We start from the raw sequence: 12,521 nt of genomic DNA, 5'->3' as shown, positions 1-12,521 counted from the left end.
TAAACACTATTCGTTTATGATTCCTCCTCCTCTGGAGCATCCCAATCATATCTTCGAACAGAAGTTGTTAAACAATATTGCAGCAAACTTTCTGCCGCTTTCAGCTGGATAGCCTTGATAGGTGATTGCTGGGTTCTCATCATACGGAACCACTCATCATAATTTCTTTTTTCAATAATCTTTAAATCATATGGTATCGTTGGATAATCAATATAGCCATTCCTTGTCAGGATAGCCTTTTGAATAGGCAGTGCAACATCATGCCTGTCGAGAATTCCGCGGACAATTTTTTCTGTCCTGTTTAAAGCAATCAACGGGCTTAACGTCTTTTTTTCTTTGTCATTATATTTCTTTACCCAAAATTTTTCATTTGAACCTAGGTAAACAGCGGAATCTTCCTCTTCTAGGATAGTGATGCACCACACAGCAGTTGGTGTCACCATCATGACTTCCAGATCAATAGGAGCATTTTTTAACAAGAAAACTGGTTTGTATAGCACTAAATATGTATCAGGAAATCGTTGCAAAAAATATTTCAAGTGCTCATCATAATAAAACGCCTTCTTAACAGTTGATTTTTCTGTAAGAGTAGAACTAGCCCATTTCAGCTGAAAACGAAAAAGCTGATTTAAAAATTGCAGCTTCAATTGTTCTTCTGATTGAGGCTCATTAAGAGCATTGGCTTTATAATCAAAGGAAAATATTTGCTCTTCTTTGTCTTCTTCTTTAACAGCTGCCGGAAATAAAAGGAGCTCTTCTTCCTTCGGCTTTTTATTCATCATTCCTCTGATTTTTAGAAAAAGAGATTCCTTTTCCTCTGTTATATCGTCTAAACTTTCATTATCCTCGTAGAATATTTTCATGTCTTGTGTATCAAATGCCTTTTTAACACCTTCCCATTTCTGCTTTTTTAAGCGGACATAACGGGACGGATACAGCAGTATATTTTGTTGGTAACGTGATATATAGTCTTTTAGCTTAATTAATTGTGCCAAAGCTTTTCCCCCTAAAAAAACCTGTACTTTTCTATTAAATAAATTTTTTTGTATATATTGCTTCATATTTTGGTTCTTTATTTAAATGTGTCTGAAATAAAGAAAATTGCTCTACTTGAAAGGAAGGTTTCGCATCACTGAATGGGTTTTGGGAATTCAGCATGTTCTGGCGAAATCTCTCTGTTCCTGCCCATTTCCTTGCAATCGTAATATGCGGATGATAGGGCCTAGTCTCTAAAGTAAAGCCTGCCTTTTTGCACTTAATATATATATTCTCTCTTAACTGGTGCAGCGATGGATGATCCTCCAATCCTAACCAGAAAATCCGTGGACTGTCCTGACTGCCGAATACTCCTAATTTGTCGATATTCAATGTAAAATGGTCTATATCGTAACTATCTTCATTTAGAATAGTGATAAGTTCGCTCTTTTGTTCTTCCGTTGCTGCTCCCAAAAAAGCTAAAGTAATATGGTAGTCTTGCGGATGCACCCATTTTTTAAAAGGAAATGCTTCTTTAAGCTTACCCCTTACAGCCTCTACTTCTAGCCGGACAGCTTCCGGCAAACCTATCGCAATAAAATAATGTGTATTCGTGTTCATAAAAGCATCCTTTTCTTGTTTATCCTATTAAAGGTAAATTATTTTTCTTTTATGGGCAATTATAGCTATAATACTATTAAACATTCGCAAAAAGTCCTTTTATGTAAAGAATATATTGTTATTATATATCCTTTTCCCTTGTTTTTAATCTTAATCTTCATGAATCTCACTTTAATTGAAAGAAATAGAAGACAAGGACATTCTTGTACCTTATCAGCAATCACCATCTATGTGAGATTTTATTCATATTTAGTAAAAAGAAAGTAGGAAATAACAATGAAATTGTATGGATCCGTATCTGAGCTTATTGGTGACACTCCATTAGTTCGTTTGAACTCTATTGGTGAAAAAAATGGTGCTGTCATTTACGCAAAACTGGAATATTTTAATCCTAGCAGAAGTGTAAAAGACAGGGCGGCATTCAATATGATTGAAGCCGCAGAAAAGGCAGGAAAGCTTGTTCCTGGTTCCACTATAATTGAACCAACAAGCGGCAACACAGGCATCTGCTTGGCAATGAATGCAGCTGCTAAAGGCTATCGCGCCATTCTTGTTATGCCAGACACGATGACAAAGGAAAGAATCAATATTTTAAAAGCATATGGAGCTGAGGTTGTGCTGACACCAGGTGACGAAAAAATGCCTGGAAGTATAAAAAAAGCATTGGAGCTGAAGGACGAAATTCCAAACTCTTTTGTACCCATGCAATTCAGCAACAGCCATAATCCTGAAGCGCACCGGAAAACAACTGCTCCAGAAATTATTAAAGCAATGGCTGAACTGAATAAGTCTTTGGCTGCATTCGTAGCAACAGCAGGGACTGGTGGAACAATAACTGGAACTGGCGAGGTACTAAAAGAGGTATTTCCAAATATACGCGTCCATGTCGCAGAACCAGCTGGATCTCCAGTTCTGTCTGGCGGTGCTCCTGGAAAGCATAAACTTGTCGGCACAAGCCCTGGCTTTATTCCAGATATATTAAACCAGAATGTTTATGATCAAATCCACTTAGTAACAGATGAAGCTGCATATGAGTATACAAGAAGACTTGCACTTGAAGAAGGAATACTGGCAGGACCATCCTCTGGTGCAGCCTGCTATGCTGCCGTCCAAGCAGCAAAACAATTGTCCGCTGATGATGTCGTCGTCTTTATTGTATGCGATACTGGTGAGAGATACTTATCAACAGATGTATTTGCACTAGATTAAGAAGAGTCCCTCTTATAGATAGAGGGACTCTTCTCATTTTCACAGAACATATTAAACTAATTGTCCACATTCACTTTCAATTGCATCCTTAAACAGTTTCTGCAAGTTTCTCGTAACAGGACCTATTTCACCGTTGCCAACAGGCACATTGTTTATGGATATAATCGGCATCACTTCAGCTGTTGTACTCGATAGAAATACCTCATCAGCATCTATCAGGTCCTCGATTGTAAAGGCTTCTTCTATTATCTCTATTTCGTTTTCCTTACATAACTGAATGATCTTCTGTCTTGTAATTCCATTTAAAATAAATTGGTTGGCTTCATGTGTTTTCACACTGTTATCCTTCATAATCCATATATTAGAGGAGCTTCCTTCTGTAACTGTCAGTTCCCGATATTGAATGCTTTCATAGCAGCCAGCTTCCGTCGCTTTCTGCTTGGCAATCACATTGCCAAGCAAATTCAAACTCTTAATATCACATCTCGACCAGCGGATATCTTCTACCGTAATGGCTTCCACACCGTTATCAAGCTGCTCATAAGGAATACTAACCTCTTTCGTATAAGCTATATAAGTCGGAGGAGTATCTTCTGCAGGGAATGCATGGTTCCTCGAACTGGTGCCTCTTGTGACCTGCATATAGATGATTCCTGTTTCCAGTTTGTTCTTTTCTACAAGCTGTTCCATTAACAGCTTGAGTTCTTCGACAGTATACTCTATCTTGATACTCAGCTTATCACCGCTGCCAAGCAAGCGTTCGAGATGCTCATTTGCAGTAAACAGCTTTCCATTATAAACTCTTATCACTTCATATATACCGTCACCAAACTGATAACCTCTGTCCTCAATATCAACCTTTGCTTCAGATCTATCAATAAAAGCTCCATTCATCCATACAATACTCATTTTCTCTCCCCCTTAACCATGTTAGTAATATTTATTTTGCTAGCTCATATATAGCTTGGGCATAAATTGCTGTTGCTTTAAGCAAATCCTCGATAAACATGTATTCATCCTTCTGATGAGCAATATCATCTCTGCCTGGAAACAGAGGGCCAAAGGCAACGCCATTTTCCAGAGATCTTGCGTATGTTCCGCCGCCGATTGAAATCAGTTTCGGCTCTTCACCTGTCTGTTCTAAATAAACCTTGCTTAATGTTTGAATCAGCTCAGAATCCTTGTTGACATGATGAGGCTTGGAGTCTGTAAAATTCTCAATCACAAATCCATGGCCAGCAAGCAATTTATCTAACACAGCCTTTGTCTTTTCCATTTCATTTGTGACCGGATAACGGCATGTTAATCCTATTTTGCCGCCGACTTGTTGATTATATTGCAGGATGCCTACATTCAATGTTAAGTCTCCCGTGATATCATCGTTATAAGCTACTCCTAATTTTTGACCTCTTGAGTCATCTTTGAAGTAACCGTTAACAAACTGAAAGTAATTCGCTGCCTTTTCATCAAGTGGCAAATCAGCTAGAAAGGACGCAAGCTTAAGACCGGCATTTACCCCATTATTGGGCTCCATTCCATGTGCGGAAACACCTTCAAGCTCTAATACTAGTTCACCTGCATCTACTGTATATTGACCTGTTAAATTGTCCCTGCTTAAATATTCCTGGAAGCGCTGAATGATTTCCGTCTGATCTGATAGAACATGCAGCCTCGCTTCCGCAAAATCTGGGACCATATTGTATCTTCTTCCAGAAGAAAAAGAAACTATGCCCACTTTTCCAGACTCATACTGGGCCATCTCGTCCAAAGACTGAACCATATCAAAATCAGATATTCCTTTTTCCGCATAAATGATCGGAAAATCCGCATCAGGTGCAAATCCCATCGTTGGCATTGGTTCTTCTTGGAAGTACGTTGTGACGCATCTCCAATCACTCTCTTCATCTGTTCCAATAATCATTTTAACTTCCTTTGTTAAAGGCAAATCCAATTCTTTAATTATTTTCATGGCATAATAAGCTGCCATCGTAGGACCTTTATCATCCAAGGCACCTCTTGCGAATATTTTCCCATCGCGAATTTCTGCGCTGTAAGGATCACTTGACCAGCCGTCTCCTTCTGGAACAACATCAACATGACAAAGGATTCCAATGCTTTCATCACCAGCTCCAAACTTCACATGTCCTGCTACGTTCTTAACATTCTTTTCTTCAAACCCGTCTCTTTTGCCAAGCTCCAGCATAAAGGTCAAGGCTTCTTTAACACCTTGTCCAAACGGAGCATCTTCTGTTGCATTTTCTTCATCCAGCACACTTTTTATTTGAAGTAAGCCTTGTAAATCTTGGATGAAATCATCTTTACGAATATGTACTTCTTTTAACCAATCCAGTGCTTTCACTAAACCAGCCTCCTTAACCTAATATTCCAATATGTTTTTCCTTTGCAGAATATCTTGCTTTAGCTTTATTCTTATGTTTTTTAGAATATATAAAAGTATTTTACCATAATCCCACCAATTCTTATCAATAAAAGACAAGCCCTGTATTGATTTTGTCTGTTTTTGGTTGCTTTTCTTATCATTCCCACACATAAAGGAATCATAAGACATTCAAAAATTTTCGGTTTTACGCTTCTTCCTGTAAAATATTAAAAAAAGGTTCTGAAAGGGTTGGCGTTATGGAATATATTAAGGAGCTGCGGCAAAAGGTTGGCAAGATGCCGTTAATACTCGTTGGTGCTGTTGTTATTATGGAGGATGCGGACAAAAGAGTGCTCTTGCAGGAAAGAACACATCCTCATAAAGTATGGGGGCTGCCTGGCGGTTTAATGGAATTGGCAGAGAGTACAGAAGAAACAGCTAAACGAGAGGTTTGGGAAGAAACTGGCTTGCAGGTAGAGGAGCTAAAGCTATTAAACATCTATTCTGGAAAAGAGTATTATACAGTTGCAGCAAACGGAGATCCCTTCTACTCCGTTACAGCAGCTTATTATACGAGGAAGTACAGCGGCCAAATGAAAGTTAACAAGGAAGAGGCCTTTCAACTGCAATTTTTTGATTTAGAGAAGTTGCCTGCAAATATGGTTGGCAGTCATCGGCGATTTTTGCAGGACTATTGCACCTTATAAAAAATAACAACAAGCGGCTGATGTATCAGCCGCTTGTCTCTTATTGATATATATAACTATCAAACAAATCTAAAATGTCTTGATAATTACTTTCTGTCGCATAATCATAGGCTGTATAGCCGTACGCATCTACTATGTTTATATCTGATCCATTATCAATTAAAAGCTGAATAAGCTCCATATCTGCACCTTGATAAACTGCATACATAAGCGGTGTCATTCCGTCTTCATCTTGAGAATTTGGATCTGCCCCACTATCAAGCAGCGTTTTCACTGTATCTATATCATTTTGATATGCTGCTTCATGAAGCTCCGTATAATAACCGTCATAATATAAATCTTCATCTTCTGGGTATGAAAACTCTGTTCCACCAGATTTTATGAATTCAGCAAAATCAGAATGTTGAATGAAGGATGTTATTCCAGCAACTGCAGCGCTAACTAACCCGATGAAAATAATAACACCAGCTACAAATACGGAAATACCTACCCACATGCCTCTCTTCGATTCCTTTAATGGCTTTAGGTCAATTTCATTATAAAAGGACTCAATTGCATAAACTCTTTTAGGCAAATGAGGATGTGTAGACAGCTTTTCATTGAACCATACGAAAAAGCCGCTCTCTTTTTCCAATTGCTCCATATATGCCTGTTTATTCACTTTATTGTATAAGGTTGTACCAATCCCAAGCATGGTCAAGGCATTCTTTGCTGCAGTAAATGATTGAACATAATAGGCTGCTGTTCTGTCACAGGTATATTCGCATGCACGTAAATAAGCATTTCCCAGGAAAGGAATATACAATGCCGGCAACAGGAAAAAACCGTAATGAACATGTTTACGTTTCAAATGGGTAAATTCATGAGCCATGATGAACATGACTTCTTTTTCCGCACCTCTGTCAACCATTTCAAAAATACTTGAATACAACACTACCATATTCCTGCGCACAAACTTGGTCGCAAATGCGTTAAGGATACCCTCTGATTCCAGTATATATATATCTGGGAGCTTGCTCAGCTCAAGATCTTTGGCGATACCAACCGCCTTTGCATAAAGCTCAGGAAATTGATCTTCTCCCAGTTTAACTCCATTTCTCCTAATGCCAGCCATCGAAAGTGCATGTAAAAACAGCATGACAGCAATTATTGCTGCATAGATAATAATACCAATAACCGAAAAAAGCAATAAAATAAGTGTGCCGATACTTACAAGCAGCACGAGTACAAAATAAATGTTCTCTCTAGGATGAACTAGCTGATCTTTTCTTATGTTTTCCAATCACATATCCTCCAAAAATGTTTATCGTTTTGATTATAATGGAAAAAAAGGTGTTAATAAACATTTTTATTGTACTTCATGCAATTTGTTATCATAAAGTTAATAGTTTGTACCATATGATATGGTAAGGAAAAAACCAGGGGGTGGTATATTTATACATTAATAATCAAATATTTTGTAAATTTGAGCAAATAATGTAGAATTAAAAAGTAAATAGGGATACAATATTTATAGAAGTTCATTTTTGTTCACTATAGCCATTTGAAAAGGAGTTGTCTGTAAAGAAGAAAATTACATACGCTTGAAGAATAAATCTTCAAATAAGCTGTCGGTCGCAGGAATTTGCCAAAGGTTTGAAAAAAGGATAGGGAGTGGTTTATTGAAACCTTCAACTAACCGGATGTTAAACCGTATCAAATCCGTCTACATGTTTATTAGTAAGCGTGGAACAGTAACAACACAAGAGCTAGTGGAGGAATTTGGTATTACTCCTCGAACGATTCAAAGAGATTTGAATGTTTTAGCTTATAACGATTTGGTGAAAAGTCCAAGTCGTGGAAAATGGACAACAACTAGAAAAAAAGTGAAAATGACGTCTTAAACCGTAGATTGATTATTGATAATATACTGCATATTTACATGCAATATAAAAAAACGCCAAAATTGGTTTGGCGTTTTTTTATGCTGCATGTTTTAATTTACTTCATAATCTTGAAGAAGTTGTATCTCCTCATCAGTGAGCTCTCTGTATTCCCCAAGCTCCAATGTTTCGTCAAGCGCAAGCGGTCCCATCGAAATTCGCTTCAGATAGATGACCTTCTTTCCTACACTCTCAAACATTCTTTTAACTTGATGAAATTTGCCTTCTGAAATCGCAAGCTCAATATCAGAGGTTTCGCCAGCCTTCAAGATAACAAGGTGCCCAGGTTTGGTTACATAACCGTCATCAAGGGTAACACCTTTTTTAAAGGATTCTATATCTTCGTCTGTAACGATTCCTTTTATGACCGCAAAATATGTTTTAGGAACATGCTTTTTCGGTGAAAGCAACCGGTGCGAAAGTTTGCCGTCATTTGTAAGCAGCAATAATCCCTCTGTATCCTTATCAAGGCGGCCGACAGGAAACGGATTGTAGACAGCATCCTCAATTTCCAGCAAATCAACAACTGTCTCCTCTCGGGCATCCTCAGTCGCTGAAATAACTCCTGGCGGCTTGTTCATCATCAGATAAATAAATTCCTTATATTCCACTATCTCCCCGTTTAATGTTATGACATCTTGCTCGGGGTCGACCTGCTGTTTAGCATCTTTAATTACTTCATCATTGACCTTAACTGCCTTGCTTTTCAGCAGCGACTTTACATCTTTTCTGCTGCCATATCCTAAATTGGCAAGCAGTTTATCAATTCTCATTTTTTTCATTTATCTTGCCATCCGTTTCATCTTTATTTATGTGTCTTCTATTTAAAATGGAAGTCTTAGCTTTCTTTTAATTGATTCAGCTCTCTCTCCCAGCAACATGTAAACAAGCTTAGAGCGGTATGCAAGGTAAGCGTATATCAGCCCTCCAGCCAGCGCGACAATCCCAACCATAAGAAGAGAGGAAATTAATGATTTCGGCTCCAAGAATAACCTGAGTAGTGTGTAGATAATTTCCGTACCAACAAACATTAGGAAAGTAAAACCAACGATTAACACACTTCTACGCAGGACTAGCCTGAATGGATACTTCGCAAAAACTTTTATCACAAAGATATTAATTACTATTGCAGCAGTATATCCTAATGCTGTTGCCAAAATGGCACCTTTCGCTTCCCATCTTTCAATAAGCGGCATGTTTAAGCTCAGTTTAACCAATAAACCTACTAAAAGACTTAAGACTGTAAAGCGCTGTTCGTTTATACCTTGCAAGATTGCGGCAGTAACAGCATACAGAGAAAATAGAATGGCAACTGGTGCATATAAACGCAGCACCTCTGTTCCTAAAGCTAAATCCACTGTCCCGTAAAACAGACGATATACCGGCTCAGCCAGCACGGATAATCCTATTGTTGCCGGTAATGTAATAAATAATAATATTTGAAATGCTTGATTTAAATTATGGTTTACAGACTTTTGATCTCCACTAACAAACGCTCTTGTTATCATCGGCACGAGTGTCATGGAAAAGGCAGTTGCCAAGGAAACTGGAATAATGACAATCTTATGTGTCTGATAGTTGAATGCATTCAGCTGCGTCTCTGAAATGGCACTTAAACCTGCAACAGCCATCGCACGGTTAAAGGTAATCGTATCGATAAACTGAAAGAGCGGGTTTGCTATTCCAACGAAAACAAATGGTGCTGCTGAGATAAGTATTTCCTTATACATGGAGCCTAAGGAAATGTCCGAAATTTGCTGCCTGTCTTCTAGGAGCATGGAGTTAAAATGATGTTTTCTTTTAAGCCAATAATAGATAAGTACTGCAAGTCCGCCAATCGCACCGACAAATGCTGCAAATGTCGAAATGCTGACTGCAGTTACAATATCGCCTTTGAGTACATACAACACAGCGGCAGCTCCGCCAAGCATGAAAACGATTCGTACAATCTGCTCTACTACTTGAGAAACAGCAGAAGGTCCCATTGACTCATGTCCCTGGAAGAAACCGCGAATCAAGCTCATGACAGGGACGACGATAACAGCAAAGCTTACTGCCCTAATTACAGTCGTAACATCCTTTACGCTGGAGTTAAGATCATCCTCAGGAATATTAATCTCTGCAAGAAATGGTGCGAGGAAATACATGGCAAGGAAACAGACGAATCCGGTACAGGTCATCACAACAAGCCCTGACTTAAAAAGCCGCCTGCTGACACCGTACTCTCCCATCGCATTATATTTAGAAATGAATTTGCTGACAGCAAGAGGAATACCTGCTGTTGCAATACTGATGACAATCGTATAAGCTACATATGAATATTGATAAAGGATAGTTCCTTCTTTTCCGACAATCATATTAAACGGGATTACATAGAACAATCCCAGTGCTTTTGATATCATAGTTCCGAGTGTTAGAATAAACGTACCTCTCAACAATTTTGACGACATATAATCCCTTCCTTAAATGAAGCTTAGCTGCAAACTAACATAACAAATTATTTTAACATGAAATGAATATGATACTAAGTGTAATAATGAGCATTTTTTATACACACTATTAGTAGTTTACCTTTTCTTGACTAGAAACGCTACTTTAGCTTTCAAATGAAGAAAATAGTCTATAATAATAGATCTCAATATAGGAAAAAGAAAGTAGGTTCATCTATGCAATATGAAGTAATTGTAATTGGCGGCGGTCCTTCTGGATTAATGGCAGCGATTGGTGCTGCTGAATCTGGTTCAAAGGTCCTGTTAATTGATAAAGGGGAAAAGCTTGGCCGCAAGCTTGCTATTTCAGGAGGCGGCAGATGCAATGTCACAAACAGGCTTCCTGTTGATGAAATTATTAAGCATATTCCAGGTAACGGACGTTTTCTTTACAGCGGGTTTTCGATTTTTAATAATGAAGATATTATTAATTTTTTCGAGAATTTAGGAATTGCTCTAAAGGAAGAGGATCATGGCAGAATGTTTCCTGTCTCTAACAAAGCTCAATCTGTTGTTGATGCCTTATTGCAGGAGCTCGACAGACTGAAGGTTGAAATCCGGACAAATACTCCTGTTAAAAAGGTATCCTATAATGAAGACGGCACTAAGACAATCTTTATGCAAAACGGAAAAGAGGCAGTCACGAAGTCTCTCATCATTGCTGTCGGCGGCAAATCTGTGCCCCATACAGGCTCAACTGGCGATGGATATGCTTGGGCAGAGAGTGCTGGACATACTATTACCGAGCTGTTTCCAACAGAAGTACCTGTCACTTCAAGCGAATCATTTATCAAGGAAAAAACATTACAAGGTTTGTCTTTAAGAGATGTTGCGCTGAGTGTATTAAACCAAAAAGGAAAACCTATTATCACACATAAGATGGATATGATTTTCACCCATTTTGGGATCAGCGGTCCAGCTGTATTGCGCTGCAGCCAGTTCGTCGTCAAAGAGCTGAAGAAAACCGGTTTAGCAGAAATTCCTGTTTCGATTGATTCATTTCCTGATAAAAAGGAAGAACCACTGTTCCAAGAAATAAGTAAACTCGTTAAGGACGAGCCTAAAAAAGCGGTGAAAAACATTTTAAAAGGTTTCTTAACAGAACGCTATTTACTGTTTTTACTTGAGCTTGCAGAAATTGATCCTGCAGCACAAGGAGCTACTGTCTCCCAAGATAAGCTAAAAAAATTCACCTCTCTTTGCAAAGGATTCTCTTTTAAAGTCAACGGTACAATGCCGCTTGAGAAAGCATTTGTTACAGGCGGAGGTGTCTCTATTAAAGAGATTTCTCCAAAAACAATGGAATCAAAGCTAATGCCAGGACTCTTCTTTTGTGGAGAGATATTGGACATCCATGGATATACAGGGGGATATAACATCACAAGTGCGTTTGTGACAGGAAGACTTGCTGGTGTAAATGCCGCTCTTGAAGCAAAAAATATGTTTATGTAAAAAGTTAGCTGAACGGTTTAATAGACTGTTCAGCTTTTATATATAATCATCGAGGAGAAACAATAAATCTGTTCTTCTTCCCCCTCTTGTAATGCTGCAACATTATACTTTATATCTAAAAGCTTCTTTTCATCAAGCTTCTCCAGGAACTTATTCATTTCCATTTCCAGATCTTTTTCATGCTCCTGGTCAAATAATTTAACCTTTATCATCATCCACACTCCTAAGTGATCAGAATATTCTATTAAAATAATAGCCAATTTATCGTCATTTTAGACAATATGAAAATAAAAAACCCTTCACAGCAAGCTGCGAAGGGTTCTTTAGATTAAACAGTTTCACCGTTCCAGTTAAGCATTCCACCAACCATGTTAACAACCTTGTAGCCTCGGTCTTCAAGGAAATAGCAGACGTTTTCGCTTCTTTTACCAGAGCGGCATATAAAAATATATTCTTTCTCTTTTGAGAAGTAGTCTAGCTTTTCAGGAATATCATTCATGCGAATATGCTTAGCCCCTGGAATCATGCCTTCTGCTACTTCATCATCTTCCCTAACATCAACAAGCTCCAGCTTTTCCCCTTTTTTCAGCTTGTCTTCTAATTCTTCTGTTGTAATTATCTTAATATCTTCCATTTATTGTTTCCTCCATTCTACCAGTACGAATCATGTTAACTTCCACTCATTGTAATATAGAACAATTAAAAAAAAGATGCAAATCACATGCCCACTGTTTTTATATAAAAAAAGTCCAGCCACACAGTAAAG

At 38.2% G+C, this 12,521-nt stretch carries 13 protein-coding genes; 4 read left to right on the top strand and 9 right to left on the bottom strand.

Annotated elements, in window-relative coordinates:
• Positions 1 to 14: 14 nt before the first annotated feature.
• Both ACLIJJ_RS25275 and thpR read right to left on the bottom strand, forming a co-directional pair.
• Positions 15 to 995, bottom strand: a complete 981-nt coding sequence (locus ACLIJJ_RS25275) for an NERD domain-containing protein (RefSeq protein ID WP_233317651.1) — start codon at positions 993 to 995, stop codon at positions 15 to 17.
• 34 nt (positions 996 to 1,029) lie between these two features.
• Positions 1,030 to 1,596, bottom strand: coding sequence for an RNA 2',3'-cyclic phosphodiesterase (gene thpR / locus ACLIJJ_RS25270; protein ID WP_251646818.1), 567 nt, complete (start codon positions 1,594 to 1,596; stop codon positions 1,030 to 1,032).
• Positions 1,597 to 1,872: 276 nt separating this feature from the next.
• On the opposite strand from thpR, the gene cysK reads away from it, so the two are divergent.
• Entirely contained in the window at positions 1,873 to 2,805 is a 933-nt protein-coding gene (gene cysK, locus ACLIJJ_RS25265; RefSeq protein ID WP_411411871.1) for a cysteine synthase A, read from the top strand.
• 51 nt (positions 2,806 to 2,856) lie between these two features.
• Here cysK and dat read toward each other — a convergent pair whose 3' ends face one another.
• Together dat and pepV are read right to left on the bottom strand one after the other, a co-directional pair.
• Positions 2,857 to 3,714, bottom strand: a complete 858-nt coding sequence (dat, locus tag ACLIJJ_RS25260) for a D-amino-acid transaminase (protein ID WP_411230172.1) — start codon at positions 3,712 to 3,714, stop codon at positions 2,857 to 2,859.
• Positions 3,715 to 3,745: 31 nt separating this feature from the next.
• A complete protein-coding gene (gene pepV, locus ACLIJJ_RS25255) occupies positions 3,746 to 5,164 on the bottom strand; it encodes a dipeptidase PepV (protein WP_233317643.1) in 1,419 nt (472 codons plus the stop codon).
• Between the two features lie 278 nt (positions 5,165 to 5,442).
• Between pepV and ACLIJJ_RS25250 the strand changes: the two genes are divergently transcribed.
• Positions 5,443 to 5,892: an NUDIX hydrolase gene (locus tag ACLIJJ_RS25250; RefSeq protein ID WP_233317641.1), complete on the top strand. Its 450-nt coding sequence runs from the start codon at positions 5,443 to 5,445 to the stop codon at positions 5,890 to 5,892.
• 40 nt (positions 5,893 to 5,932) lie between these two features.
• On the opposite strand, the gene ACLIJJ_RS25245 is transcribed toward ACLIJJ_RS25250, so the two are convergent.
• On the bottom strand, positions 5,933 to 7,174 hold the full coding sequence (locus tag ACLIJJ_RS25245; RefSeq protein ID WP_233317638.1) for a M48 family metallopeptidase: 1,242 nt from the start codon (positions 7,172 to 7,174) through the stop codon (positions 5,933 to 5,935).
• Between the two features lie 379 nt (positions 7,175 to 7,553).
• Here ACLIJJ_RS25245 and ACLIJJ_RS25240 point away from each other — a divergent pair, with 379 nt between their 5' ends.
• On the top strand, positions 7,554 to 7,775 hold the full coding sequence (locus ACLIJJ_RS25240) for a DeoR family transcriptional regulator (RefSeq protein WP_127736905.1): 222 nt from the start codon (positions 7,554 to 7,556) through the stop codon (positions 7,773 to 7,775).
• Positions 7,776 to 7,867: 92 nt separating this feature from the next.
• Here the strand turns inward: ACLIJJ_RS25240 and ACLIJJ_RS25235 are convergent, their stop codons facing one another.
• Both ACLIJJ_RS25235 and ACLIJJ_RS25230 read right to left on the bottom strand, forming a co-directional pair.
• Entirely contained in the window at positions 7,868 to 8,587 is a 720-nt protein-coding gene (locus ACLIJJ_RS25235; protein ID WP_411411870.1) for a pseudouridine synthase, read from the bottom strand.
• 51 nt (positions 8,588 to 8,638) lie between these two features.
• Positions 8,639 to 10,264 carry a putative polysaccharide biosynthesis protein gene (locus ACLIJJ_RS25230; protein WP_233317636.1) on the bottom strand — a complete coding sequence of 542 codons (1,626 nt, stop codon included), beginning with the start codon at positions 10,262 to 10,264 and terminating at the stop codon, positions 8,639 to 8,641.
• A gap of 216 nt (positions 10,265 to 10,480) precedes the next feature.
• Here ACLIJJ_RS25230 and ACLIJJ_RS25225 point away from each other — a divergent pair, with 216 nt between their 5' ends.
• Positions 10,481 to 11,755, top strand: a complete 1,275-nt coding sequence (locus ACLIJJ_RS25225; protein ID WP_233317633.1) for a BaiN/RdsA family NAD(P)/FAD-dependent oxidoreductase — start codon at positions 10,481 to 10,483, stop codon at positions 11,753 to 11,755.
• A 29-nt stretch (positions 11,756 to 11,784) separates the two neighbouring features.
• Here the strand turns inward: ACLIJJ_RS25225 and ACLIJJ_RS25220 are convergent, their stop codons facing one another.
• Both ACLIJJ_RS25220 and ACLIJJ_RS25215 read right to left on the bottom strand, forming a co-directional pair.
• Positions 11,785 to 11,967 (bottom strand): sporulation protein Cse60, encoded by a 183-nt coding sequence (locus ACLIJJ_RS25220; RefSeq protein ID WP_233317723.1) that lies wholly within the window; start codon positions 11,965 to 11,967, stop codon positions 11,785 to 11,787.
• A 116-nt stretch (positions 11,968 to 12,083) separates the two neighbouring features.
• On the bottom strand, positions 12,084 to 12,389 hold the full coding sequence (locus tag ACLIJJ_RS25215; RefSeq protein ID WP_233317631.1) for a rhodanese-like domain-containing protein: 306 nt from the start codon (positions 12,387 to 12,389) through the stop codon (positions 12,084 to 12,086).
• Positions 12,390 to 12,521 lie beyond the last annotated feature (132 nt).

The organism is Niallia laureatilytica (assembly GCF_046613985.1).
Classification (GTDB): Bacteria; Bacillota; Bacilli; order Bacillales; family Cytobacillaceae; genus Niallia.
Note: the sequence above shows the minus strand (reverse complement) of the source record. Positions and strands in the feature narration are given on the sequence as shown.

What these genes read in the sequence shown, in the direction of transcription:
- thpR (WP_251646818.1), bottom strand. Translation starts at nt 1,596, where the DNA reads ATGAACACGAATACACATTATTTTATTGCGATAGGTTTGCCGGAAGCT.
- cysK (WP_411411871.1), top strand. Translation starts at nt 1,873, where the DNA reads ATGAAATTGTATGGATCCGTATCTGAGCTTATTGGTGACACTCCATTA.
- dat (WP_411230172.1), bottom strand. Translation starts at nt 3,714, where the DNA reads ATGAGTATTGTATGGATGAATGGAGCTTTTATTGATAGATCTGAAGCA.
- ACLIJJ_RS25250 (WP_233317641.1), top strand. Translation starts at nt 5,443, where the DNA reads ATGGAATATATTAAGGAGCTGCGGCAAAAGGTTGGCAAGATGCCGTTA.
- ACLIJJ_RS25235 (WP_411411870.1), bottom strand. Translation starts at nt 8,587, where the DNA reads ATGAGAATTGATAAACTGCTTGCCAATTTAGGATATGGCAGCAGAAAA.
- ACLIJJ_RS25230 (WP_233317636.1), bottom strand. Translation starts at nt 10,264, where the DNA reads ATGTCGTCAAAATTGTTGAGAGGTACGTTTATTCTAACACTCGGAACT.
- ACLIJJ_RS25225 (WP_233317633.1), top strand. Translation starts at nt 10,481, where the DNA reads ATGCAATATGAAGTAATTGTAATTGGCGGCGGTCCTTCTGGATTAATG.
- ACLIJJ_RS25220 (WP_233317723.1), bottom strand. Translation starts at nt 11,967, where the DNA reads ATGATAAAGGTTAAATTATTTGACCAGGAGCATGAAAAAGATCTGGAA.
- ACLIJJ_RS25215 (WP_233317631.1), bottom strand. Translation starts at nt 12,389, where the DNA reads ATGGAAGATATTAAGATAATTACAACAGAAGAATTAGAAGACAAGCTG.